The following is a 26772-nucleotide window of genomic DNA, read 5'->3' as shown; positions in this document are numbered from 1 at the left end:
GAACGTCAGCATGTCGCAGAATCCATCCGGGGCCGCCCTGCCGCTGTCGGCCGCGCAGCTCGAAGTCTGGTACGCCCAGCAGCTCGACCCGGGCAACCCGATCTGGAACATCGCGGAGTACTACGAGATCGACGGCCCGCTGCGCGAGGACGTCTTCGCCGACGCGGTGCGCCGCGCGGTGACCGAGGCGGAGTGCCTGCGGGTGCGGTTCGAGGCCGAGGGCGACACCGTGCGCCAGGTCGTCGAGCCGCTGACCGGGTCGCCGCTGACGGTGCTCGGCTTCGCCGCGGAGCGGGACGCGCTGGAGTGGATGCGGGCCGACGTGCGCCGCGCGGTGGACCCGGCGGATCCCGCCGCGGCGTTGTACGAGATGGCTCTGCTCCGGCTGGATGCCGAAAAGCACTACTTCTACACGCGGGCGCACCACGTCCTGTGGGACGGCTTCAGCGAGGCGGTGTTCGCCCGGCGCGTCGCCGTGATCTACACCGCGCTCGTGGACGGCGGCGACCCGGCCGAAGGCGCGTTCGAGCCGCTGTCGGTGCTCCTCGACGACGAACAGTCCTATCTGGACTCCAAGCAAGCCGAGCGCGACCGTGAGTTCTGGGCCGGCCGGTTCCCGGAGACCCCGGAGCTGACGACCGTGTCGAGCCGTCCGGTGGTGCCCGCCGACGGCTTCCTCCGGCGTGGCGCGACCCTCGACGCCACCGCCGCCGCGGCCCTGCGCGCGCTGGCGTGGGAGGACCGGGCGGCGTGGCCGACGTTCGTGATCGCCGCGATGGGCGCGTACCTGCAGCGGCTGACCGGCGGCCCGGAGGTCGTCCTCTCGCTGCCGGTGACCGCCCGCACCACCGACGCGACCCGCGCGATCCCCGGCATGCGCGCCAACGTGCTGCCGCTGCCCCTGTCCATCCGCCCGGCGATGACCCGCGGCGAGCTGCTCGGCCACGTCGGCAAGGAGGTCCGCCGGACGCTGAAGCACCAGCGCCACCGCGGCCGCGAGGTGCGCGGGCTGATCGGCCTGCCACCGACCGACACCCGGCCGTTCGGGCCGGAGCTGAACGTCGCGTCCTTCGTGGAGCAGCTGCGGTTCGGCCCGTGCCCGGGCCGCACGCACAACCTGTCCACCGCGCCGAACGACGACCTCTCCATCACCGTCTACGACACCGAAGACGGCGAGCTCGGCGTCCTCTTCGACGGCAACCCGCTGCTGTACACCGAAGCCGACCTCGACCGGCTGGCCCACCGGTTCCTCGGCTACCTGCGCGACCTGGGGGACTGGCCGGCCGACCGGCCGCTGGGCGGGATCGACGTGCTCGACCCCGTCGAGCGCGAGCTGCTGGCCCGGTGGACCGGCACCAGCGGCGCCCCGGAATTCACCGGCGTCGTCGAGCGGGTCGACGCGATCGCCGCCGCCCGGCCCGACGCGGTCGCGGTGGTCGACGACGCCGGTGAGACCACCTACGCCGACCTGTGCGGCCGCGCGGCCGCCATCGCCGGACAGCTGGGGGAGCGCGGGCTGGCGAAGGGCGACCGCGTCGGCATCCTCGACGGGCCCGGCGCCGGGTTCATCGCGGCGATGCTCGGGGTCTGGGCGGCGGGCGGTGCCTACGTCCCCCTGGACACGCGCGCCCCGGCCGCCCGCACGGCGCAGCTGATCACCGAAAGTGGCGCCACGGCGGTGATCGCGGCGCCCGAGTACCGGGACGCCGCCGTCGCGCTCGGCGTGGACCCGCTCGTGCCCGAAGGCGCCGTCGCCGGCCGGCTGCTCGACGCGGCGGTGCCGACCGCGGCCGACGACCTCGCGTATGTCCTGTTCACCTCCGGCTCCACCGGCACGCCCAAGGGCGCGATGGTCACCCACGGCGGGCTGGTCAACCACCTCCAGGCGAAGATCGACGACCTGGACCTGCACGGCGAGGACGTCGTGGTGCAGAACGCGCCGCTGTCGTTCGACATCTCGATCTGGCAGATGGTCTGCGCCGTGGTGCTCGGCGGCCGCGTGCGCGTGGTCGGCCGGGAGGTCGCCGGCGACCCGGCCGCGCTGTTCGGCCTCACCGCCCGCGAGAGCGTCACGATCCTCGAAGTCGTGCCCTCACTGCTGCGGGCCGCCCTCGACTCCTGGGACGACGGCGCCGCGGTGCCGGCCCTGCCGGAGCTGCGCGAGCTGGTCGTGACCGGCGAGCCGCTGCCCCCGGACCTGTGCCGCCGGTGGTTCGCCCGGTTCGGCGGGATCCCGATGGTCAACGCCTACGGGCCGACCGAGTGCGCCGACGACGTCACGCACGCGGTGCTCACCTCCGGCAGCCCGCTAGACGGGCCGCTGGTGCCGATCGGGCACGCCGTCCGCAACACCCGGCTCTACGTGCTCGGCGACGGCCTGCGCCCGGTCCCGCCCGGCGTTCCCGGCGAGCTGTACGTCGCCGGGCACGGCGTCGGCCGCGGTTACCTGGCCGACCCCGGCCGCACCGCCACGACGTTCCTGCCCGACCCGTTCCAGCCCGGCTCGGGCGCGCGGATGTACCGCACCGGCGACCTCGTGCGCCACCGGGAAGACGGGCAGCTGGAGTTCCTCCGGCGCCGCGACCGCCAGGTCAAGATCCGCGGGCACCGCATCGAGATCGGCGAGGTCGAGGTCGCGCTGCGCGCGCTGCCCGGCGTCACCGACGCCGTCGTGGTCGTGGGCACCGACCCGGCCGGGCAGAAGCGGCTCGTCGGCTACGTCGTCGGCGACGGCGACCCCGAGCGGTGGCGGGCCGCGACGGCCGAGCGGCTGCCGGGGCACCTGGTGCCGTCGGTGTTCGAAGCGCTGCCGGCACTGCCGCTCACCCCGAACGGCAAGGTCGACCTCAAGGCCCTGCCGGAGCCCCGCGTGGACACCGGCGCCGACGTCCGCGCCCCGCGCACGGCGAACGAGGAGCTCGTCACCACGGCGTTCGCCGACGTCCTCGACGTCGCGCGGGTCGGCGTCGACGACAACTTCTTCGACCTCGGCGGGCACTCCCTGCTCGGCACGCGGCTGATCGGGCAGCTGCGCCGCGCCACCGGGATCGAGCTCTCGCTCAAGGACCTGTTCGGCGCCCCGAAGGCCGCCGACCTGGCCGCGCTGCTCGACGGCCCGCTCCGGCCCCGGCCCCCGCTGACGCGCGCGGAGCGGCCGGCGCGCATCCCGCTTTCGCCAGCCCAGCAACGGTTGTGGTTCCTCGACCGGCTGGAGGGTCCGAGCGGCACCTACAACGTCCCCGCGGTGACGCGGCTGTCCGGCGAGCTGGACCGCGACGCCCTCGAGCAGGCCGTCTGGGACCTCATCGCCCGGCACGAGACCCTGCGCACGGTCTTCCCCGACGACGGTGGCGAACCGCGTCAGCTGGTGCTCGCCCCCGAGGCCGCCCGGCCGCGGCTGGACGTCGTCGAGACCACCGAGGACGACCTCGCCGAAGACCTGGCCGACGCGGGTGCGCACGTCTTCGACCTCGCCACCGAGATCCCGGTGTGCCCCACGCTGTTCGAGCTGGGCGAGCGGGAGCACGTCCTGCTGGTCGTGGTGCACCACATCGCCGCCGACGGCTGGTCGGCCGCCCCGCTGGCCCGCGACCTGAGCGCCGCCTACAACGCCCGGACGCGCGGGCGGGCCCCGGACTGGACGCCGCTGGAAGTCCAGTACGCCGACTACACGGTCTGGCAGGAGGAGCTGCTCGGCGCCGACGACGACCCGGGCAGCCTCGCGAACGAGCAGATCGAGTACTGGCGGGCCGAGCTCGTCGGGCTGAGCACCGACCTCAACCTCCCGCTCGACCGGCCCCGGCCGGAGAACCGGACGCCGCAGGGCGACACGCTCCACTTCCCGATCGGCGCCGGGCTGCACGCGGGTCTCACCGAGCTGGCCAGGGCGTGCGGCGCGACGCCGTTCATGGTGGTGCAGGCCGCGCTGGCGACGCTGCTGTCCCGGATCGGCGGCAGCACGGACATCGCGCTCGTCAGCCCGGTCGCCGGGCGCACCGAGCCGGTGCTCGACCCGCTGGTCGGGCTGTTCCTCAACACCGTGCTCCTGCGGACCGACCTGTCCGGCGACCCGAGCTTCCGCGCCCTGCTCGCCCGGGTCCGCGAAACCGACCTCGCCGCCTACGCGCACCAGGACGTGCCGTTCGAGCGGCTGATGGAGACCATCCGCCCGGCGCGGTCCGGCGGTGCGAAGACGATGTTCGAGGTCATCCTCACCTTCCAGAACAACGAGCGGCCCGAAGTCGCGATGGACGGGCTGAACGGGGACTTCGCGCTGGCCACCAACGGCACCGCGAAGTTCGACCTGTCGTTCGACTTCGTCGAGGACTTCGCCGGCGGCGCCCCGGCCGGGATGACCCTCGGCCTGGAGTACAGCACCGACCTCTTCTTCGAAGACACCGTCCGCCTGCTCGGCGAGCGCTTCCTGGCCGTGCTCGCCTCGGCCGTCGCCGATCCCGGCCGGCCGCTGTCCACTGTGGACCTGCTCGCGGCGGGGGAGCGCGAGACGCTGCTCGGGGACTGGAGCAAGCGCGCGGCCGGGGTGCCGGAGCTGCTGGCCGGCCTGCCGGTCGCCGCACCCGCACGACCGCGCGTCTACCTGCTGGACGAGCACCTGCGCCTCGTCCCGCCCGGCGTCCCCGGGTGGTGGTATGTCGCGTCGAGCCGGCCGCTGACGACCACCGGCACCGGCCCGCTCGCCACGACCCTGGTGCCCAGCCCGTTCGGCAGGGCCGGCACGCGGATGGTCTCGACCGGCCGCCGCGGCCGCTGGAGCCGCTACGGCGAGCCGGAAGTGCTCGAACCGGCCCAGCCGGCGACGCCCGAACCCGAGGTCGTCGGCCCGCGCTCCCAGGAGCCGCGCACCCCGGGCGAAGAGACGCTGTGCCGGCTGTTCGCCGAGGTGCTCGGCCGCGAGAGCGTCGGCATCGACGACAACTTCTTCGAGTGCGGCGGGCATTCGCTGCTCGTCACCAAGCTGGTCGGCCGGATCGAGGCCGTCCTGCACGCCGGGCTGACCATCCGCGAGGTCTTCGAGAACCAGACGCCGGCCCGGCTCGCGACACGCCTCGGCGGCACGGGCACCCGCCCCGAGCTGACCGCGGGCCCGCGTCCCGGCCGGGTGCCGCTGTCGTTCTCGCAGCAGCGGCTGTGGTTCCTCAACCAGTTCGAGGGACCGGGCGCCACCTACAACATCCCGATCGCCTTGCGGCTGAGCGGAACCCTCGACGTCGGCGCGATGCGGACGGCGCTGCGGGACCTCGTCGACCGGCACGAGGTGCTGCGCACGGTCTACCCGCAGGTGGACGGCGAAGGCGTGCAGCTCGTGCTCGCCGCGGCCGAGGCGGAACCGGAGCTCCCGGTCGTCACGACCACCCCGGACGAGCTCGACGGGGTGCTGCGCGAGGCCGCGCGCACCGCGTTCGACGTGACGCGGGACGTGCCGCTGCGGCCGACGCTGTTCGCCGTCGGCCCGGACGAGCACGTGCTCCTGCTGGTGCTGCACCACATCGCCGGCGACGGGTGGTCCGCCGCCCCGCTGGCACGCGACCTCGCGCGGGCCTACGCCCGCCGTCTCGACGGCGTCGCCCCGGACTGGGCGCCGCTGCCGGTGCAGTACGCGGACTACGCGCTGTGGCAGCGTGACCTGCTGGGCGACGCCGGCGACCCCAAAAGCCTGCAGGCGCGCCAGCTCGCGTACTGGAGCGAAGCGCTCGACGGCCTGCCCGGCGAGCTGCCGCTGCCGGTCGACCGGCAGCGCCCGGCCACCTCGACCTACCACGGGGACATCGTCCCCTTCACCCTCGACGCGGACCTGCACGCCCGGCTCGACCGGCTGGCCGCCGAGACGGGCTCGACGGTGTTCATGGTGCTGCAGGCCGCCGTCGCCGCGGTGCTCGGCAAGTACGGCGCCGGCGACGACATCCCGCTCGGCACCCTGGTCGCGGGCCGCACCGACGCCGCGCTGGCCGACCTGGCCGGGTTCTTCGTCAACACGCTCGTGCTGCGCGTCGACCTGGCCGGCGACCCGGCGTTCCGGGAGCTGCTGGGCCGGGTCCGGGAGACCGACCTCGCCGGGTACGGCAACCAGGACGTCCCGTTCGAACGGCTCGTCGAGGTCCTCAACCCGCCGCGCGTGCGGGCCCGGCACCCGCTGTTCCAGGTCGCGATCACGTTGCACAGCAACGAAACCCCGCGCGTGGAGCTGCCCGGCCTGACGCTGGGCGGCGAGCTGGTCCCGACCGGCACCGCGGACCTGGACCTGCACTTCGAGTTCGCCGAAGAGCGGACCGGCGAGAACGCGTGCGCCGGCGTCGTCTCGCTGATCAAGTACAGCACCGACCTGTTCGACCGCGAGACGGTCGAACGGCTGGCCGCCGGGCTGGCGCGGTTCCTCGACCAGGCGCTCGCCGGGCCGGAGCTGCCGCTCAGCCGGCTCGGGGTGCTCAGCCCCGCGGAGGAACACCGGCTGCTGGTCGAGTGGAACGACACCGCGCGCCCGCTCGACTGGACCGACGTCGTGGCCCGGGTGCGCGAGTTCGCCGGGCGCTGCCCGGAACGGATCGCGGTCGGTGATGAGCACGGCGAGACGACGTACGCGGATCTCGTCCGCCGCGCGAACGCGGTGACCACCCGGCTGCGTGACGCCGGAGCCGCGACCGGCTCGCTGGTCGCGCTGCTGGCCGAACCGGGCGCCGGTTACGTCGCCGCGGTGCTGGGGGTCCTCGGCGCCGGCTGTGCCTACCTGCCGCTGGACGCCGCCGCGCCGGTCGTCCGGAACGCCGGTCTCCTGAACGAAAGCGCTCCGGTCGTCCTCCTGGCCGACCCCGCTCACGGGACGCTCGCCGCCGAACTGGCGGGCGGCGTCCCCGTCCTGGCCCTCGACGGTGCGACCGCCGAGGACGCGCCGCCGCTGTCCGGCGAGGAGCTGGACCTGGCGTACGTGCTGTACACGTCCGGGTCGACCGGCCGGCCCAAGGGCGCCATGGTGGCGCGCCGCGGCATGGCCAACCACCTGCTCGCGAAAGTCGAGGACCTCGGGCTCGGCGAGCGGGACGTCGTCGTGCACAACGCGCCCGTCACCTTCGACATCTCGGTCTGGCAGATGCTGGCGCCGCTCGTCGCCGGCGGACGCGTCCAGGTGACCGGCCGTGAGTCCGCGCGGGACCCCCGCGCCCTGTTCGCGACGGTGGCCGGGCACGGCGTCACCGTCCTGGAGATCGTGCCGTCCCTGCTGGCCGCCACCCTCGATGCCTGGGAGATCGAGGGTGGCGCGCCGGCCCTGCCCGCGCTGCGCCTGCTCGTCGTGACCGGGGAGGCGCTGCCGCCGCGGTCCTGCGAACGCTGGCTCGCCCGGTTCCCGGACGTCCCGCTGGTCAACGCCTACGGGCCGACGGAGTGCTCGGACGACGTCACGCACGCCGTGCTGACCACAGCGCCCGCCGGGATGCGGACGCCGATCGGCTCGCCGCTGCGCAACACCGCGCTCTACGTCCTCGACGACCACCTGCGGCCGGTCCCGGCCGGCGTGCCGGGCGAGCTGTACGTCGGCGGGACCGGCGTCGGCCGCGGCTACCTGGCCGACCCCGGCCGCACCGCCGCGACGTTCGTGCCGGACCCGTTCCGGCCGGTCGCGGGGGAGCGGATGTACCGCACCGGCGACCTCGTCGTGCTGCGTGCCGACGACCGGCTGGAGTTCCTGCACCGCCGCGACGACCAGGTCAAGATCCGCGGCAACCGCATCGAGCTCGGCGAGATCGAGGCCGCGCTGCGGGCCCAGCCCGAGGTCCGCGACGTGGTCGTGCAGCCCCACGGCGACGAGCTGGCCGCCTACGTCGTGCTCCACAGCGCGCTCCCCGACGACGAGCTGCGCGTCCGGCTCGCCCGCGCCGTGCCCGGCTACATGGTGCCGGGCGCCTACGTCCGGCTGGAGACGCTGCCGCTGACCCCGAACGGCAAGGTCGACCGCAAGGCGCTGGTGCCGCCGAGCACCGGCGCGGCGGAACCCGGCCGCGCCCCGGAAACCGAGCGCGAACGGCGGCTGCAGGCCCTCTTCGTCGAGGTCCTGCGCCGGGAAGTCGGCGTGACGGACGACTTCTTCGCCCACGGCGGGCATTCGCTGCTGGCCACCCGGCTGGCCAGCCGGATCCGGACCGAGCTGGACGCCGAGGTGTCCGTCCAGGACCTCTTCGACCACCCGACGGTCGCCGGGCTCGCCGGCCGGCTGGACCGGGCGCGGACCCGGGCCGCGCTGGTGGCCCGGCCGCGCCCCGGCGTGCTCCCGCTGTCGTTCGCGCAGCAGCGGCTGTGGTTCCTCAGCCGGTTCGAGGAGCAGAGCGCGGCCTACACGCTGTCCGTCGCGGTGAAGCTCACCGGCCCGGTCGACACCGGTGCCCTCGCGGCCGCCTTCGACGACGTCGTCGCGCGGCACGAGAGCCTGCGGACGGTCTTCCCCGAGCACGACGGGGTCCCGTACCAGCGGATCATCGAGGTCACGGGGTTGTTCACCGCCGCCGACGTCACCGATGGGGAACTGGCCGACGCCGTGCGCGCCGCCACCCGGCGGGGCTTCGACCTCGCGGTGGAGCCGCCGCTGCGGGCCACCCTGCTCAGCACCGGCGAGCGGGACCACGTGCTGGTCGTCGTCGTGCACCACATCGCCGCCGACGGCTGGTCGTTCGGGCCGCTGACCCGCGACCTCTCCCACGCCTACGCCGCGAGGCGGGCCGGGCGGGCGCCGGAGTGGGCGCCGCTGCCCGTGCAGTACGCGGACTTCGCCCTGTGGCAACGGGATCTGCTCGGCACCGAGGACGACCCGGACAGCCTCGCCACGCGGCAGCTGGCGCACTGGCGCACCGCACTGGCCGGGATTCCCGACCAGCTCGAGCTGCCCACCGACCACCCCCGGCCCGCCGTGGCCGACGGGCGCGGCGACCGCGTCTACTTCGAGCTGGACCGCGAGCTGCGGGCCGGCCTCGAACGGCTCGCCGCCGACGCCGGGGTCAGCGTGTTCATGGTGCTGCAGGCCGGGCTCGCCACGCTGCTGGCGAAGCTGGGCGCGGGGGAGGACATCCCGCTGGGCACCCCGGTCGCCGGGCGCACCGACGACGCGCTGGACGAGCTGGTCGGCGTCTTCCTCAACACCCTCGTCCTGCGCACCGACCTGTCGGGCGACCCGACCGTCGCCGAGCTGCTCGCCCGGATCCGTGCGACCGACCTGGCCGCCCACGCCCACCAGGACCTGCCGTTCGAGCGGCTGGTGGACGTGCTCAACCCGGCCCGCTCGCAGGCGCGGACGCCGCTGTTCGGCGTGCTGCTGGTGCTGCACAACAACGCCGGGGCGAGCCTCGAACTGTCCGAAGTGGACGCCGAGGTGCTGCCCGAGGGCACCGGGACCGCGCGATACGACCTGTCGTTCGAGTTCACCGAGCACGACGGCGGGTTCGGCGGCTTCGTCGAGTACCGCACCGAGCTGTTCGAAGCCGCGACCGTGACGCGGATGGCGGAGCGCCTGGGCACCGTGCTGCGGGCGATGGCCACCGGCCCGGCGAAGCGGCTGGGCGCGATCGACGTCCTCGGCGCCGGTGAGCGCGAGCGGATCCTCGTGGCCCGCAACGACACCGAGCGGGACCCGGCCGCGACGGCCCTGTCCGACCGGCTGCGGCAGACCGCCCAGCGGGCCTGGGACACGGTCGCGCTGGTCGCCGGCGACACCGAGCTGACCTACCGCGAGCTGGACGCCAGGGCGAACCGGCTGGCCCACCTGCTGATCCGGCACGGCGCCGGGCCGGAGTCCGTGGTCGCGCTGGTCCTGCCGCGCTCGGCGGACCTGGTCGTCGCGCTGCTCGCGGTGCTGCGGACCGGGGCCGCGTACCTGCCGATCGACCCCGGGTACCCGGCCGAGCGGGTCGCCTTCATGCTCGACGACGCGGCTCCGGCGGTGGTCGTCACCACCCCGGGCACCGAGACGGGCACCGCACCGCGGGTGGTGCTCGACGACGCCGTCCTGGCGGAGTTCCACCCCACTCCGCCGGACGGCGCCGTCACCCGGCCGGACAACGCCGCGTACATCCTGTACACCTCGGGTTCGACCGGCCGCCCCAAGGGCGTCGTCGTCCCCCTCGGCGCGCTGGCGAACCTGCTGGACGACATGGTGTCCCGCACCCGGATCACCCCGGACGACCGCTTCCTGGCGGTCACCACGCCCGGGTTCGACATCGCCAACCTGGAGATCCTGGTGCCCCTGCTCGCCGGGGCACGGCTGGTGGTCGCGGCCCGCGACGAGGTGCGCGACCCGGCGGTGCTCGGCGACCTGATCGTCCACAGTGGAGCGACGATCATGCAGGCCACGCCGACGCTGTGGCAGGAGCTGGCCGACACGGCGCCCGAGACCTTGGGCGGCCTGCGGGCGCTGATCGGCGGCGAGGCGGTCAGCCGCGCGCTGGCCGACCGGCTCGGCGAGGTCACCGGCGGCGTCACCAACGTCTACGGCCCCACCGAGACGACGATCTGGTCGACCGCGGCGGACCTGACCGCCATGCCCGGCCGGCCCGGCGCGCCGACCATCGGCGTGCCGCTGGCCAACACCCGGGTCTACGTGCTCGACGCCGCGCTGCGGCCGGTGCCGGACGGCGTCGCCGGCGAGCTGTACATCGCCGGCGCCGGCCTGGCGCGGGGCTACCTGAACCGCCCGGGCCTCACCGCGCAGCGGTTCGTCGCCGACCCGTTCGGCGCGCCGGGCACGCGGATGTACCGCACCGGCGACCTCGTGCGGTGGGGTGCCGACGGGCAGCTCGACTACGTCGGCCGGACCGACCACCAGGTGAAGCTGCGCGGGTTCCGGATCGAGCTCGGCGAGATCGAAACCGCGCTCCTGGCCGTGCCGGGCATCGGCCGCGCCACGGTGCTCGTCCGCGAGGACGTCCCGGGCGACCGGCGGCTCGCGGCCTACGTCGTCGGCGAAGGGGTCGAACCGGCGGAGGTGCGGGCCCGGCTGGGCCGGACGCTGCCGGACTACATGGTCCCGGCCGCGGTGGTCGTGCTGGAGCGCTTCCCCTTGACCGCCAACGGGAAGCTCGACCGGTCGGCCCTGCCCGCACCGGCCGTCCAGGCCACGGCGGGCCACGACCGGCTGCGGACCCCGGCCGAAGACCTGCTGTGCGCGGCGTTCGCCGACGTGCTCGGCGTACCCGCGGTCGGCCTGCACGACGACTTCTTCGCCCTCGGCGGCCATTCGCTGCTGGCGACCCGGCTGCTGAGCCGGGTCCGGGACCGGGTGGCCGGCGGGCTCGGCATTCGGGACTTGTTCGACCACCCGACGCCCGCGCGGCTGGCCCGGCGGATCGAGAGCGCCGCCGGGGGGACGTCGTTCGACGTCCTGCTGCCGCTGCGCCGAGAAGGCACCCGGGAGCCGCTGTTCTGCGTCCACCCGGCGGGCTGCGTCAGCTGGTCCTACCACGGGCTCGCCGCGCACCTGGCCGACCGGCCGCTGCACGGCCTGCAGGCCCGCGGGATCGTCGACGACGCCGTGCTGCCCGCCGACGTCGCAGCGATGGCGGCGGACTACCTGGCGGAGATCCGCCGGGTCCAGCCGCACGGGCCCTACCACCTGCTGGGCTGGTCGTTCGGCGGTGTCGTCGCGCACGAGATCGCCTGCCGGCTGCAGGACGACGGCGAGCGGGTAGCCCTTCTGGTGAGCCTCGACAGCGCCCCGGGCAGCGACGACGCGCTGCCGGACGAGGAGGAGCTGGCGGCGATCGTGCTGCGGTTCTTCGGCTACCGCGGCGACGAGGAACCCGTGCGCGGCCCCGACTTCGCCGGCCTGCGCGAGCTGTTCGCCCGCGAAGCCAACCCCCTGGGCGAGCTGACCGCGGAGCAGCTGAAGCGGTGCTTCGCCGCCTGGCGCAACAACCTGAAGCTGCAGGCGGAGTTCGTGCCCCGCACCTTCCGCGGCACGCTGCTGCACTTCGCCGCGGCCGCCGACCCGGACAACCGCACGGCCGCGGCCTGGACGTCCCATGTGGACGGTGCGATCGCCGTGACCGAACTGCCGGCCGGGCACGACGCCATGACCGGAGCCGAGCCGCTGCGGCGGATCGGCGAGGCGATCGAACAGTACCTCGCGAACGAAAGGAGCGATCGGTGACCAACCCCTTCGACGACGAGACGGGCACCTTCCACGTGGTCGTCAACGCCGAAGACCAGCACGCACTTTGGCCCGTCTTCGCCGACCTGCCCGACGGGTGGGACCGCGTGCACGGCCCCGAGACCCGCGCCGCCTGCCTGACCTACGTCGAGGAGAACTGGCGGGACCTGCGCCCGCGCAGCCTCGCCGCCGAGCACGCCGAATAGCCCCCGCGACCCCGGCAACCCCGAACCGAAGGAAGAACGAAGATGACCAGTACCGAAACCTCCACGCGCACCGCTCGGATCAAGGAGATCGTCTGCGACGTCCTGGAGATCGACGAGGACGAGATGACCCCGACCAGCCTCTTCATCGACGACCACGGCGCCGACTCGCTGCTCGCGATCGAGATCCTCGCGCTGCTCGAGAAGGAGTTCAAGGTGACCATCGAGCAGGCCGAGCTGCCGCGGATGGTGAACCTGACCGCCGTGCACGAAGTGGTCGCAGAGAGCGCGGGCTGGTGACCGGCCACCGGGTGGTGCTCACCGGGCTCGGCGCGCTGTCGAGCATCGGCCTCGGCGCCACCGAGTTCGCGGCCGGCCTGCGGGCCGGGCGCAGCGGCGCCCGGGACATCACCGGCTTCGACACCACCGGGTTCGAGCACTCCCGCGGCTGCGAGGTGCGCGGGTTCGAGCCCGGCGACTGGATCCGGAACATGCCGGTCGAGTCGCTGGGCCGGGCCACCCGGTTCGCGGTGGCCGCGGCCCGGATGGCCCTGGACGACGCCGGCCTGACGCCCGAGGACCTCCGGTCCCGGCGCGGGATGGTCGCGGTCGGCACCACCGACGGCGAGTCGAACGAGCTCGACGAGCTCGCCGCGGCGGGGATCGCCGGCGGGCCGGAGTCGCTGACGCCGCGGCAGGTCCGGCGGGTGCCGCCGAGCCGGCTCTCGACGGCGATCGCCCGGGAGCTGGAGCTCGGCGACGTCGAGGCGACCACCATCGCCACGGCGTGCTCGGCGGGCAACTACGCGCTCGGCTACGGCTTCGACGCGGTCAAGGCGGGCGAGGCCGAGTTCGCGCTGTGCGGCGGCGCGGACGCCATCTGCCGCAAGACCTTCGCCGGGTTCTACCGGCTGGGCACGATCGCGCCGGACAACTGCCGCCCGTTCGACATCGGCCGCAAGGGCATCCTCACCGGCGAGGGGGCCGGGGTGCTCCTGCTGGAGACGCTGGACTCCGCGCTCGCCCGCGACGCCCGGATCCACGCCGAGGTGCTCGGGTACGGCCTGAACTGCGACGCCTACCACCAGGTGGCGCCCAACCAGGACGGCGTCGCGCAGTGCATGCGGCTGGCCCTCGACGACGCCGGGCTCGACCCGGCCCAGGTCGACCTCGTCTCCGCGCACGGGACGGGCACGAAGGCCAACGACGTCACCGAATGCGGGGCCATCCACGACGTCTTCGGTGCCGACGCCCCGCGCACGGTCTCGCTGAAGTCCATGCTCGGCCACACCATGGGGGCGGCCAGCGCGCTCGCCGCGATCGCCGGCGCGCTCGCGATCCGCGAGGGCTTCGTGTTCCCGACCATCAACCACGTCGAGACCGACCCGGAGTGCGCGGTCGACTGCGTCCCCAACCACGCCGTCGACGCCGAGATCGACGTCGTGCAGAACAACGGGATGGCGTTCGGCGGTAACAACGCGAGCGTCGTCCTCGGCCGCTACCCGGCACTGGCCGGGTCCGGCCGCGCAGCCTAGTGAGGGAGTGAGCAGATGAGCGCAACGGCGACCGGCGCGGTGATCACCGCGTGGTCCGCGGTATCGCCCTTCGGGATCGACCACAAGCATTTCCTGGACGGGCTGCGCACCGGCGAGCCCGCCCGGAACACCGCGCGGGCCGAAGGCGGGGTGCCCGGCGAAAGCGGCCACGCCGTCCCGGACTTCGACATCCGGGAGGTGCTGGGCCGCAAGGGAACCCGCGCGATGGACCGGGTGACGGCGCTGGCGGTCACCGCGGTGGGGCAGGTCTTCGACGCCGGGGCCGCGCCCGGCGGCACGGGGCTGGTGCTCGCCACCAGCGGGAGCACCCAGAGCATGATGGACTTCACGCGGTCGTCGCTGCTCGGCGACAAGCCCTACCACGTCGACCCGGCCCGGATGCCCAACACGGTGATGAACTGCGCCGCCGGCCGCTGCGCGATCTGGTACGGGCTGAACGGGCCCAACGTCACGCTGGCCAGCGGCCGGGTTTCGGGCCTCTCGGCGTTCCGCTACGCGACCCGGCTGCTCGCCCGCGGGCGAGCCGACACGGTGCTGGTGGGCGGGGCCGAGGAGTACTCCGCCGACCGGGCATGGCTCGACTTCCACAGCCGCGAGGACGGGCCGGCACCCCGGCCGCTCGGCGAGGGCGCCTGCATGATGCTGCTCGAACGAGCCGAGACCGCGGTCGCAGGCCGGCCGCAGGCTCTCGCGATCACCTCGCGGGTCTTCACGGCCGACGACCTGCGCGCGGCGTTGCGCGACTGCGTGGTCGCGGCGCTGGTCGAGGCCGGCGTCGCCCCGGCGGCGGTGGACGTCGTCGTGCCCTCCGGGGCGGGCGGGCGGACCGGCGCGCAGGAGAACGAGGTCCTCGACGAGGTGTTCGGCGCGGACCACCGGCTCGACGTCGGGGCCCTGATCGGGGACACCGGCGCCGCGTCGGCGTGCTTCGGGGTGGTGGCCGCGCTCGGTGAGGCCGAGACGGGCGCGCGGGTCGCCGTGGTGACGTCGGCCGACGCCGACGGGTCCGTGGCGTGCGGCGTCTTCCGGCTGGCGGGGGACGAGCGTTGACCGGGACGGCGAGCCCGGTCCGGGGCGCGGTGGAGGTGCTGGAGGCCGGCGTCCGGGCGGACGGCGGCTGGCACTCGAAAGCCCGCTTCGGCGTCCGCGAGATCGAACCGGTCTTCGCGGGCCACTACCCGGGACTGCCGCTGTTCCCGGGCGTCTGCCTGGTCGAGTGCGTGCACCGCGGCGCGGTCGCGGCCCGGCCGCCCGGCACCGGGGAGCTGCGGCTGGCCGAGCTGGGCTCCGCCCGGTTCGTCTCGGCGGTGGTCCCGGGCGACGTGCTCGAGCTGGCCCTGGACTGGCGGCGCGAGGACGGCGGCTGGCGGGTCTCGGCCAAGATCGGCACCGCGCGCGGCCGGGCGGCGAGCGTCCGGCTGCACTACGCGGAGGACCCGGCGTGATCGGCGGCGCGGGGGTGCGGGAGCTGCTGCCGCACCGGTACCCGATCCTGCTCGTGGACCGGGTGGTGGAGCTGGAACCGGGCGTCCGGGCGGTCACCGTCAAGGCGGTGACGGCGAACGAGCCGTGGTACGCGACGCTCGGCGAGAACGTGGCCGAGGAGCAGCTCGCCTACCCGGACGTGCTGCTCGTCGAGTCCTTCGCGCAGTCGGCCGGGGTGCTCGGTGTCACCGGCGGCGCTTCCGGCGCCGGGCGGGTGACGCTGATCGGCGCGGTCTCCGGGGTCCGGTTCCACGGCAAGGTCTTCCCGGGCGACCTGCTGGAGCACCGGCTGCACGTGGTCCGCGTGTTCGACGACAGCGCGATCGTCGCCGGGGAGAGCACGGCCGGCGGGCGCCGGGTGCTCAGCGTGGAGCGCATGACGCTGGCGTTCCGGCCCGAGGCGGACCTGGACACGATCGAGGAAAACGGGACGGGAGAGGGATGAGCGAGGAGAGAGACGCGCCGCGGGTGGCCCTGGTCAGCGGCGGGTCGCGCGGGATCGGCGCGGCCGTGGTCCGGCGGCTGGCCGAGGACGGCTGGGACGTCGGGTTCTGCTACCGCTCCGACGAGCGGGCGGCGACCGAGGTGGAGAAGCTGGCCGGGGAGTCCGGCGTGCGCGCCCTGGGGGTGCGCGTCGACGTCGGTAATGCGGCCGAGGTGCGGGACTGGGTGGACCGCGTCGAAGGGGAGCTGGGCCCGGTCGGGGTCGTGGTCACCTCGGCCGGGATCACCCGCGACCAGCCCCTCGCCCTGATGTCCGACGAGCAGTGGAACGACGTCGTCCACACCAACCTCGACGGCGTCTACCACGTCTGCCGCCCGGCGGTCTTCGCGATGATGAAACGGCGCGCGGGCTGCGTCGTGAACCTGTCGTCGGTTTCCGGGGTCTACGGGAACGCGACGCAGACGAACTATTCGGCCAGCAAGGCCGGGATCATCGGGTTCACCAAGGCACTGGCCAAGGAGGTCGGCCGGTACGGCGTCCGGGCGAATGCCGTCGCACCGGGGATCATCGACACCGAGATGACGCGCGTGATGACGGAGTCCGCGCGCGAGAAGATGCTGAAGGCAATTCCGCTGCGGCGGTTCGGCACGGCGGACGAGGTGGCCGATCTGGTTTCCTTCCTCGCCTCGCCGCGCGCGGCCTACGTCACCGGTTCCGTTTTCCAGATCGACGGCGGAATCACCGTCTGAGTGCGAAGGAGTCCGTTCATGGCGCGCAGGAACGCGCAACCGCGGTGGTACTTCTCCCTGCGGAGCCCGTATTCGTGGTTCTGTTACCGGGAGCTGCTGGAAACCGAGCCGGCGGTGCTGCACGCCGCGGAATGGATCCCGGTCTGGGAACCGGACCCGCTCTCGGAGCGGATGCTCGCCGAACGCGGCGTCGAGCTGCCGGTGGTGCCGATGTCGCGGGCGAAGAACTTCTACATCCTCCAGGACACCCGGCGGCTCGCGAAGGAGCGGGGCCTGCCGATGATCTGGCCGGTCGACCGGGCGCCGGTGTGGGAGGTCGCGCACCTGGCCTACCTCGCGGCGACCGACGAGGGCATGGGCCGCCCGTTCCTCGACCGCGTCTGCGCGGCGCGCTGGGAGCGCGGGGAGGACATCTCCGACCCCGCGGTGATCGGCGCGGTCGCGGCGGGGCTCGGGCTCGACCCGGCCCGCTACGCCGGGGCGGTGGACGACGAAGGGTTGCGCGAACGGGGGATCGACGTCCTCGAACGGGTGGCCGACGAAGGCGTCTTCGGCGTCCCGATGTTCGTGCTGGGCCGGGAGAAGTTCTGGGGCACCGACCGGCTCGGCCGGTTCCTCGAAGCCTGGCGGGCCCGCACCGCCACCGCACCCGCGGAATCGGGCTCGGATGAGCGGCGGGAATTCCCCGAGCTGGCCAAGGCCGTCTCGGACGGTGGACACGCGGGCGGCTGCGGTTAGCCGAAAGTTGACGCACGAGCCAATCGAAAGTTGACAAACGGACAAAGGCCGCGTGCCCCGTTCAGTGGATTACGCGCGAGTAGGGGAGGATTTCCGGTCAGGTGACCGGAAAGTGAAAGGCGAAAGAATTTCAAATACATTTCCTGCCCGTCCGGGACAGGGTTCTTGCCCGCGGTTACCCGGCTTCCCCTGATTCGCCCGTGTTGGCCCTTGTCCGCCTGACGGCCTTGTGATTTCTTGGACTTCGATCACGGACTGTCGCAGCGGGCGCACCCAGTGGAGCGGTCTTCGTTCGCCCCGGGGTGGGCGCCTGCCCAGCGGAAACGGTAGGTGGCACTTGGCTTCCCGGACCCCGTTCTCCCCGCCGCCGGCCAGGCTGGTGGGGCGTCGGCGAGAACTCGACCGCTTCACCGCGAGCCGGCGGCAGGCCGGGGACGGCCACGGCCACGCACTGCTCGTGCGCGGCCCGGCGGGGATCGGCAAGACCAGCCTGCTCGCCGCGGCCCTCCACGACGCGGCGGCCGACCTGCCGGAGCCGGGCCGGATCCTGACGGCCTCGGCCGCGCGGAAGGATGCGAACACCGCCTACGGCGTCGTCCGGGAGCTGTTCGCCCCCTTGGGATTGACCGGCGAATCGGGCGAGTCGCTGCTGCAGGGGAGTGCCCGGTTCGCCCGGCACGCGCTGACCACGGACGCGGTCGCGGAACCGCCCGCCGTGAGCTCCTACGCCGTGCAGCACGGGCTGTACTGGCTGGCCGCGTCGCTCGCGACCCCGGGGCCGCTGCTCCTCGTCGTGGACGACGTGCAGTGGTGCGACGAAAGTTCGCTCCGCTGGCTGGAGTACCTGGTGCGCCGCGCCCAGGACCTCCCGCTGCTCGTCGTGCTGGCGCAGCGGAGCGGGGAAGCGATCCCGGCCGATGGGACGCTCGCCGAGATCGCGGGTGCGCACGACACGCGGACCCTCGACCTCGGCCCGCTGCCGCTCGCCGCGGTGGCCGAGCTGATCCCGGAACCGCTGGCCACGCGGGACGGCCTGTTCGCCCGTACGTGCCTCGCCGAGACCGGCGGGAATCCCTTGCTGCTGCGCCGGATGCTCGGCGAGCTGACCCGGGCGCGGGCCGGCGACGAGCCGGTCTCGCTGTCCTCGCTCGCCGGCTCGGGCCGCGCCGTCCTGGCGACGTCGACGCTGGACCGGCTCTCGGCGTCCACCCGCGCCGTCGCGATGGCCGTCGCGGTGCTCGGGGACGACGAGCCGGACTTGCTCGCGAAGCTGGCGGAAGTACCCGGCACCGTCGTGTCGGCGGCCCTGGAGACGTTGCAGGCACACGAAATCCTGCTCGACGGCACCCGCGAGTTCGTGCACGAGCTGGTCCGGGCCGCGATCCTCGACGCCGGGGGCGCCGGCGAGCCGGCCCAGTGGCGCCGGCGGGCCGCCCGGCTGCTCAGCGACGCGGGCCGGCCGGCCGAGGAGGTGGCGGGGCACCTGCTCCTGCTGCCGGAGCTGGACGAGGGGTGGATGGCCGGCATCATGCGGGAGGCGGCGAAGAGCGCCACCGGCCGCGGCGCGCCCGGCACCGCGGCGCGGTACCTGAAGCGGGCGCTGGCCTGCGCGGGCTTTCGGGAGCTCCGGGGGGCCGAGGCCCCGGCCCGGGGCGAAGCTCCGGATGTCTCAGACGGGGGCTTTCGGGAGCCCCCGGCCCGGGGCGAAGTCCCGGATGTCGCAGACCCCGCCGACGTCGGCCTGCTGCTGGAGCTGGCGGCCGCGCTGGCGCCGGCGGAACCGGTCGCGGCGTTCGACCTGCTGCAGCGAGCGCGCGGGCTGGCGGTGGACGTGCGGGAGCGGGCGCGGATCGCCGTCCGGCTCGGCATGGTCGCGTTGGCCGTCCAGCGGGCGCCGGAGGCGGTGACCGTGCTGCGCGACGTGGCGGCCGAGCTGGACACCCGGCTGGGCGAACCGCGGTCCGTCGCCGACGCCGGGCTGCGCACGCTCGTCGAGTCGATGGCGCTGATCACCGGTCTGGACCAGGTGGGCACGGTGCCCGCCGCGCTGGCCCGCGTCCGCGAGCAGCCCACGCCGGCGGGCGACGACCCGGCCGAGTGCCAGCTGCTGGGGATGCGCGCGGCGGCGCGGGCGCTGGAAGGCGATTCGGCGGCGACGGCGGCCGCGGAGGCGACCCGGGCGTTGCGCGTCGACCCGGCCGGGCTGGGCGGCTGGGCGGCGCTGGGTGCGGGTCTCGCGCTCCAGCTGGCCGACGAGCTGAAGCCGGCGCAGGACGCGCTGGGCCGGTTGATCGAGCACGCGAGCGGCGCGGGCGACGCGTGGACGTACTGCCTCGCCCAGTGCACGCGGGCGATGTTCTGGCACTGGGCGGGCGACCTGACGGAGGCCGGCGCGGACGCGCAGGTCAGCTTCGACCTGGCCCAGCAGGAATCCTGGGGCGAGACGACGACGATGCCGCGGATCGCACTGGCGACGGTGCTGGCCCCGCGCGGCGACGCGGCCCGCGCGGAGGAGCTGCTCGACGGCATCACCCGTCCCCGGCTCGACCGGTTCGCACTGGAGTACCACTGGTACCTCATGGCGCGGGCACAGGCGCGGGCGGCGCTCGGCGACCCGTCCGGTGCCTTGGAGTACTTGCGCACGTGCGGCGAAAGCCTGGCGGGTGCGGGGATGGCGAACCCGGTGTTCGTCCCGTGGTGGCTGGACGGCGCGTGCCTGCTGGCCGAGTCGGGTCGTCTGTCGGAGGGCCGGGAGCTGGCCGAGCACGGCCGCGAGCTGGCCGCCCGCTGGGGCACGCCCCGCGCGGTGGGCATGGGCCTCCTCGCGGCGGGGGTGACGACCGCCGGCGCGGAGGGCGTCGAGCTGCTCACCGAGGCGGTCCGGACCCTGGAGGGCGGGCCGGGTCTCCGGGAGCACCAGCGAGCGGAGTACTTGCTGGGCCGGGCCTTGCTGGCCCGCGACGACCGCAAGGGCGCGAGAGAGCACTTGCGCCGAGCGGCGGACGGCTGCACCCGAACGGGCGACCGCCTCCTCCTCGACGCGGCGCGGACGGCCCTCCTCGCCGCCGGGGGCCGCCCGGGCCCTCAGGGAGGCTCGGCCCTCGACACCTTGACGGGTAGCGAGCGCCGAGTGGCGGAGCTGGCCGCCGCCGGCGACGGCAACCGCGCGATAGCGGAGGCACTGTTCGTGACGGTGCGCACGGTGGAGATGCACTTGACGAGCGTGTACAAGAAGCTGAACGTCGGGGGGCGAGCGGATTTGGCCGCATCGCTGTCTCGGAGGGACCCGAGGTGACGGGCGGCGGAAGAGGGTTCGGCGGCGCGGGTCTTGCCGGTTTCGAGTGGGGTGCGCCGGGGGCCGGGCCGGGCGCGGGCCGCTTGGTCGGCTGCGGAGGTGGTGCCGGGCTGAACCGGTCTGCTCGCGGCGCCGGCCTTGCGGTTCGCGTGATCGCTTGCGGCGGTTTCGAGTGGGGTGCGCCGGGGGCGGGTCGCTTGGTCGGCTGCGGAGGTGGTGCCGGGCCGAACCGGTCTGCTCGCGGTGCCCGCCTTGCGGTTCGCGCGATCGCTTGCGGCGGTTTCGAGTGGGGCGCGCCGGCCGCGGGTCGCTTGGTCGGCTGCGGAGGTGGTGCCAGGCTGAACCGGCCTGCTCGCGGCGTCCGTCTTGCGGATCGTGCGATGGCTTGCGGCGCAAGCGTTTCTGCCGCGCGACCGGCTGTCACCACCGCCGCCGGCCCCGCGCACCCCGCGCCGCAGTCGCAACCCGCCGCCGTCCGTCCACATCGGACTTCGACGGGCCGGTGTGCGGGATGACCGTGCTCACCGGGGTTCCCGGGGCCGAGCTGCTCGCCGAGCGGGTCGGCGAAACCGCGCTGCTCACCGGCCTCCTCACCGATCTCGAACACGGCAAGTCCGGCATCGCCGTCGTCACCGGGCTGCCCGGGACCGGCCGCACCAGCCTGCTCTCCCTCCTCGCCGCGCGGGGGCAGGACCGGCCCGTTCAAGTGCTCAGTGCCCGGGGCTCGCTGACCGAATCCGCGCTGCGGTTCGGGGTCGTCTCGCAGCTGGCCTCCGCGCTGCCCGATCGGGCCGTGGCGCGCGCTCTGGGTGAGCTGCTCGCCGGGGGTGCCCCCGGGGATCCCGGGTCGCCCGAACTGTGGCATCCCTTCGTCGAGGCCGCGCGGCGGCGGCCCGTGCTGCTCCTGCTCGACGACGCCCACCTGATGGACGACAGCTCCAAAGCCTGGCTCGGCGCCCTGCTGCGGCGGCTGTGGCAGGTGCCGCTGCTGGTCGTCATCACCGGGGCCGGCGTCGTCCTTCCCTTCTTCGACCAGGAAACCGCCGAACCGTGGCAGCTGTCCGGGCTCAACTGGCACGCGACCCACGTCGTCCGGCTGCGGCCGCTGAGCCGGTCCGGGGTCGCCGAGGTCGTCCGCGCGCACGGGGCCGGGCCCGGCGGCGACGACTTCGTCACCGAGCTGCACGCCGCCACCGGGGGCAACCCCGCCCTGGTCCGCGTGGTGCTCGACCACTGCCGGACCGATCCCGAGCCCGGCGCACGTCCGGAGCGGCTGGCCGCCGACGCGCGCCGTGACCAGATGCTCGGGCTGCTCGGCCGGCTGCCCGACGACCTGCGCCGGCTGCTGCGGGCCTTCGTCGTCGCGGGGCACGTGCTGTCGCCGGAACAGCTCGGGCCGCTCGCCGGCCGTCAGACGCTCTCGCCCGCGCGGGCGTGGCGGGTGCTCGTCGGCATCGGGCTCGTGCCGGGACGCGGCCGGTCCGCCGACCCCGGGATCGCGACCTGGGTCCTGGCCGGGATGACCCGCGCGGAGCGGGCCGAGCTGTACGGCGCCGCCGCGGAGCTGGCGCACCGGTGCGCCCTGCCGGAGGAGGACGTCGCCCGGCTGCTGCTCGGCGCCGGGCCGGCCGGGACGCGGTGGGCGCTCGACGCGCTCCTCACCGCGGCGAGGAACGCCGCCGGCCAGGCCGGCGAAGCGGCCCCGTACTACCGCCGCGCGCTGCGCGAACCCCTCGCCGACACCACCCGCGCGCAGCTCACGCTGGAGCTGGCCGCCGCCGACGGGGCGGCCCCGCACACCGGGGAGGTGCGGCTCGCCCGCGCGGCACTGACGGCGACCACCGACCGGCTGCTGTGCGAACGGCTGGCCGCGGCGGACCTGCTCGTCACGCGCTGCGCCCCGGAACGGGCGGCCGGCCTGCTCGCCGGGCTCGCCCCCGGGGCCTCGGCGCCCGACCGCGGCTCGCTGGCGGCGCTCCACTGGCTCGCCACCGACTCGCCGGACGGGGTGCCCGCGCTCGGCATCCCGGCGGCGGCCTACGCCGAGGACCGCCTCGACCCGGACCGCGCGGGCGTCGCCGCCTGGCTCACCGCGACCCGGGGCACGGACCCGCGACGCGCGCGGAAGCTGGCCAGGGTCGCGCTCACCCCGGGCCGCGGCGGCACCCGTCTCTACGCGCCGCGGATCGCCGCCGCGTGGACGCTCATGGCCACCGACGATCCCTTGGAAGCGGCGGAAGCCCTCGACGGCGTGCTCGCCGACGCGCGCCGCCGGGGCTCGCGGGCCGCGGCCGCGCTGGTTTTGCTCAGCCGCGGCCGGCTCAGCCTGCGGCGAGGACGGGTCGCGGCCGCCGAAGCCGACGCCGAAGCCGCGGTCGAGGGCTACCCGCTCACCCGGTGGCCGCCGCCGATGGCCCGGGCGCTGCTGGGCCTGCAGATCCTGCTCGGGCTGGCCCGCGGTGACCGGGACGCGGCGGAACGGGTGGCCGCGACCCCGGCGCGGGGGACGGCGGCGCGCCGGGGCCGCCACCACCTGGACACGCAGCTGCTGTTCGCCCGCGGCCTGCTCGACTGGACCGGGCAGCGCCCGCGGGCCGCGCTGCACCACTTCCAGGAGTGCGGCCGGATCCTGCTCAGCCGCGGCTGGGTCAACCCGGCGCTGCTGCCCTGGCGCTCGCTCGCCGGCGTCGCCCAGCGCGACCTCGGCCACCCGGAAGCCGCGGAAGAACTCGTGACGGCCGAATGGGAACTGGCCAGGGCGTGGGGAACCCGGACCGCCACCGGACTGACCCACCTGTTCGCCGGCATCGCCCTGCCGACGGGGAGCGCGTCGTTCCGGCTCACCCGCGCGGTCGACGCGCTGCGGGACTCGCCGGAACGGATCTGGTACGTCACCGCGGTGCTCCGGCTCGCCGAGGCGCAGCTGGACGCCGGTCAGCCGGCCGGGGTGTCCGGCCTGCTGCACGAGGCCGGGCGCCTGGCGAAGGCCTACCGGCTCGACGGCCAGTCCGCGCGGGTGCTCGACCTGACGGCCCGGCTGGCCGCGCAGCCCCGCCCCGCCGGCTCGGCCCAGCGCGCGGACCGCAAGCGCCAAGCCCTGTCGGAGACCTCGGCGCGGGTCGTGGACATGGTGGTGCAAGGGCTGCCGAACGCGGAGATCGCCCGGCGCCTGACGGTCGGCAAGCGGGCCGTCGAGGTGCGGCTCACCCGCATCTACCGGCACTTCGGCATCACCGGGCGTGCCGAGCTGCGGGCGTTGTTCGCGTTGGAGGACGGGGAGTTCGGGACGCCATGCTGATCGAGCGCGACGCCGAGCTGGCGGTGCTGGCCGACCTCCTGGACGCCGGCGCCGGGGGAGCCGGTTCGCTGGCGGTGGTCGGCGGGCGGCTCGGCTGCGGCCGCTCGGCGCTCCTGCACGCCGTGGCCGGGCTCGCGGCGGGGAAGGGGATGCGCGTGCTGCGCGCGTCCGCCGCCCCCACCGAGCGCCGGTTCCCGCACGGGGTGGCCCGGCAGCTGCTGGAGCCGCTGGTGGCCGAGGGCCGGGACCTGCCCGCGGAGCTGAGCCTGGTCGACCCGCCCGAGGCGGCGGCGCTCGCGATGGGCCGGCACGCCCTGCTGCACCGGCTGTGGGTGCTGGTCGCCGAAGTCGCGGCGGAGCGGCCGGTGGTGCTGCTCGTGGACGACCTGCAGTGGTCCGACGCCGAGTCGCTGGGCTGGCTGGCCCACCTCGTCAACCGGCTCCGGGCGATGCCGCTGGTCGTCGTGGCCACCGTGCTCGACGGCGACGCCGGTGCCGACCGCCCGGTGGTCGGCGACCTGGTGCGCGCGGCGGCGGTCGTCCTGCAGCCCGGGCCGCTGTCGCCGGCGGGGACGCGGGCGTTCCTGAGCCGCCACTGCGGAGAGCCGGCCGACGAGCAGCTCGCCGTCTCGTGCCGGGAAATCACCGGGGGCAGCCCGATGTTCCTCGGCGCCCTCGCCGACGCGATGCTCGCCGAAGACCTCGGCCCGGCCGACGGGCAGCTCGCCGAGGTGCTGGCGCTGCGGCCGACCGGCCCGTCCCACCACATCGCCCGCTGCCTGCGCGCCCAGCCGACCCGGGTGGCGGAGCTGGCGCGGGCGCTGACGTCGTTCGGCGAGGCCGGCGACGCCGGTGCGCTCGGGCGGCTCAGCGGGCTCGACCCGGCGGACCTCGACGAGGCCGCGGGAGCGTTGCGGCGCCTGGGTTTGCTGGCCGGCGACGGGCTCCGGTTCGCCGGTGCCCGGATCGCCGAAGCCGTCGCGGGCACCATGACCGTGTCCGAACAGGACGAGTTGCGCCTGCGCGCGGCCGAAGTGCTCTACACCGACGGCGCGCCGCTGGAGCGGATCGCCCGGGAACTGCTCGCGACGACGGCCGAACCGGCGCCGTGGGGCACCGAGGTGCTGCGGGGCGCGGCCGCGGCCGCGGCGGACCGGGGTGAGGCCGAGCAGGCGGCCCAGTACCTGCGGCACGCCTTGCTCTACACGACGTCCGAACGGGGTGTGCTGCTCGCCGACCTCGTCGCGGCCGAACGCGGGCGCGACCCCGGCGCCACGACCAGGCACCTCCAGCAAGCGCTTCCCCTGCTGCGGACCCCGGCCGAGCGGGCGGACCTGCTCTGCCGGGTGCCCGCCCTCGCGACCGCGCGCAGCCGCGAGGAAACCGAGCTGCTGCGCGGCACCCTCGTCGAACTGGCCGCGAACGGCGGCGAGGAGGACCTGCGGGCGCGGCTGGAAGCCCGGCTCTGGCTGCACGGCCAGGACAACTCGAGCACGTTCACGGCGGCGGCGGACCGGCTGCGCCGGCTCGGCCCGGACCCGGCACCGGCCGGTCCGGGGCAGCGCGAGCTGGTCGTCGCACTCTTGCACGCGGCGACGCAGGCCGAGACGGTGCCGCGGCGGGTGGCCGCCGACCTCGCCCACCGGGTGCTGGGCCGCGAACCCGGCGGTCCGGCCCAGATGTTCACGGTGCTGCCGCTGGTGACCGCGGTGCTGGTGGCGGCCGACGCCACCGAGGGCCTGGAGTCGTGGTTGCTGGCGGCCGCGGAGCCCGGCCAGGGCGAGCCGGGGCTGGCGGCGCTGCAGGCGTGGACGAACCAGGCGAAGCTGTGGGCCGCGACCGGCGCTCCGGTGCGGGCCAGGGACCGCGCGCTCGAAGCGCTCGGGCACGCCGCGCCGGACTGGTCCGCGGTGGTCACCGACTGCGTGGTCCTGCTGGCGCGCTTGGCGATCGAGCTGCGCGACGACGAGCTCGCGGTCCGGGCCCGGCAGGCCGCCGGCGACGCGCGGCTCGCGCCGTGGGAGCTGTCGATGGTCCACGGCGCGGTGGCGGTGACCACCGGGGACCTGCCCACCGCGATCGAGTACGTCGAGGACTTCGGCCGTCAGGTCAGCCGGGCCGGCCGGACCAACGTGGCGTGGTACCCGTGGCGCCTGCTGGCCGCGACCCTGCACAGCCGGGCCGGCCGGCGCGCGGCCGCGGCCGAACTGGTGGAGCAGGAGTACGAGTGCGCGCAGCGCTGGGGCGCCCCGGCGGCGCTCGGGCGGGCGTTGCGGGCCCGGGCGGCGCTGGCCGCCGGCGCACCGGGAATCCGGCTGCTGCACGAGTCGGTGGCGGCCCTGGCGACGTCGGGGGACCGGCTGGAGCTGGCGAAGTCCCTGATCGCCCTCGGCCGGCGGCCCGGCGTTCCCGACGCGGAGGACCACCTGCGCCGCGGTCGCCGGTTGCGCGTGCTGTGCGACCTGCCCGACCCGGCGCCCGGCGAACACCCGGCCGGCCGGGCCTTCCCGGTCGACCCGGCGTTGACGACGACCGAGCAGCGGATCGTGGAGCTCGTCGCCCGCGGCGGCCGCAACCGCGACATCGCCGAGGAGCTGGGCGTCACGACGAGAGCGGTCGAGAAGCATTTGACCAGTGCGTACCGGAAGCTGCGCATCAAGGGCCGGGCGGAGCTGGTGACGGGCACGGCGCCGGTCGCCGGCCACCACGACTTGGCGGACCCGCGCGCGGGATGACTGGGGGTGTCGTGGGGGGGGAAAAAGGGGGTGACACCCTTTTTCCCCCCCCACCCCCCCGGGGCGGGGAAAAATGGACCCTCTGCGAGCCAAAGAGTTTGCGGTCCCAACTCTGCGCAAGTTTCC

Annotated in this window: 12 protein-coding genes; all 12 read left to right on the top strand. The window is 75.1% G+C overall.

Annotation, left to right across the window (positions count from 1 at the left end):
* Positions 1 to 10: 10 nt before the first annotated feature.
* The 12 genes from ACZ7OU_RS36770 to ACZ7OU_RS36715 all read left to right on the top strand — a co-directional run bounded on the left by ACZ7OU_RS36770 (position 11) and on the right by ACZ7OU_RS36715 (position 26646).
* Positions 11 to 12142, top strand: a complete 12132-nt coding sequence (locus ACZ7OU_RS36770) for an amino acid adenylation domain-containing protein (RefSeq protein ID WP_470258771.1) — start codon at positions 11 to 13, stop codon at positions 12140 to 12142.
* Positions 12139 to 12348 carry an MbtH family protein gene (locus ACZ7OU_RS36765; protein ID WP_470242937.1) on the top strand — a complete coding sequence of 70 codons (210 nt, stop codon included), beginning with the start codon at positions 12139 to 12141 and terminating at the stop codon, positions 12346 to 12348. Before ACZ7OU_RS36770 ends, ACZ7OU_RS36765 begins: the two co-directional genes overlap by 4 nt.
* A gap of 42 nt (positions 12349 to 12390) precedes the next feature.
* Positions 12391 to 12645, top strand: a complete 255-nt coding sequence (locus ACZ7OU_RS36760) for a phosphopantetheine-binding protein (protein ID WP_155547004.1) — start codon at positions 12391 to 12393, stop codon at positions 12643 to 12645.
* Complete coding sequence (locus tag ACZ7OU_RS36755) at positions 12642 to 13880, top strand: beta-ketoacyl-[acyl-carrier-protein] synthase family protein (RefSeq protein ID WP_470258770.1); 1239 nt, start codon at positions 12642 to 12644, stop codon at positions 13878 to 13880. The genes ACZ7OU_RS36760 and ACZ7OU_RS36755 overlap by 4 nt, the downstream gene beginning before the upstream one ends.
* A gap of 15 nt (positions 13881 to 13895) precedes the next feature.
* The gene (locus tag ACZ7OU_RS36750; protein WP_470258769.1) at positions 13896 to 14951 is read left to right on the top strand and encodes a beta-ketoacyl synthase N-terminal-like domain-containing protein; all 1056 of its coding nucleotides are present in this window, start codon (positions 13896 to 13898) and stop codon (positions 14949 to 14951) included.
* Positions 14948 to 15346: a 3-hydroxyacyl-ACP dehydratase FabZ family protein gene (locus ACZ7OU_RS36745; RefSeq protein ID WP_470242934.1), complete on the top strand. Its 399-nt coding sequence runs from the start codon at positions 14948 to 14950 to the stop codon at positions 15344 to 15346. The genes ACZ7OU_RS36750 and ACZ7OU_RS36745 overlap by 4 nt, the downstream gene beginning before the upstream one ends.
* Positions 15343 to 15831: a 3-hydroxyacyl-ACP dehydratase FabZ family protein gene (locus ACZ7OU_RS36740; protein WP_470258768.1), complete on the top strand. Its 489-nt coding sequence runs from the start codon at positions 15343 to 15345 to the stop codon at positions 15829 to 15831. Before ACZ7OU_RS36745 ends, ACZ7OU_RS36740 begins: the two co-directional genes overlap by 4 nt.
* On the top strand, positions 15828 to 16580 hold the full coding sequence (gene fabG, locus ACZ7OU_RS36735; protein WP_470242932.1) for a 3-oxoacyl-[acyl-carrier-protein] reductase: 753 nt from the start codon (positions 15828 to 15830) through the stop codon (positions 16578 to 16580). Before ACZ7OU_RS36740 ends, fabG begins: the two co-directional genes overlap by 4 nt.
* Positions 16581 to 16598: 18 nt before the next feature.
* Positions 16599 to 17318, top strand: coding sequence for a DsbA family protein (locus ACZ7OU_RS36730; RefSeq protein WP_470258767.1), 720 nt, complete (start codon positions 16599 to 16601; stop codon positions 17316 to 17318).
* A gap of 337 nt (positions 17319 to 17655) precedes the next feature.
* Positions 17656 to 20613, top strand: coding sequence for a helix-turn-helix transcriptional regulator (locus ACZ7OU_RS36725; protein WP_470258766.1), 2958 nt, complete (start codon positions 17656 to 17658; stop codon positions 20611 to 20613).
* A 511-nt stretch (positions 20614 to 21124) separates the two neighbouring features.
* Entirely contained in the window at positions 21125 to 23911 is a 2787-nt protein-coding gene (locus tag ACZ7OU_RS36720) for an AAA family ATPase (protein WP_470258765.1), read from the top strand.
* The gene (locus ACZ7OU_RS36715) at positions 23905 to 26646 is read left to right on the top strand and encodes an AAA family ATPase (protein WP_470258764.1); all 2742 of its coding nucleotides are present in this window, start codon (positions 23905 to 23907) and stop codon (positions 26644 to 26646) included. The genes ACZ7OU_RS36720 and ACZ7OU_RS36715 overlap by 7 nt, the downstream gene beginning before the upstream one ends.
* Positions 26647 to 26772 lie beyond the last annotated feature (126 nt).

The sequence above is a fragment of the Amycolatopsis sp. NPDC114505 genome, from assembly GCF_055633615.1.
Note: the sequence above shows the minus strand (reverse complement) of the source record. Positions and strands in the feature narration are given on the sequence as shown.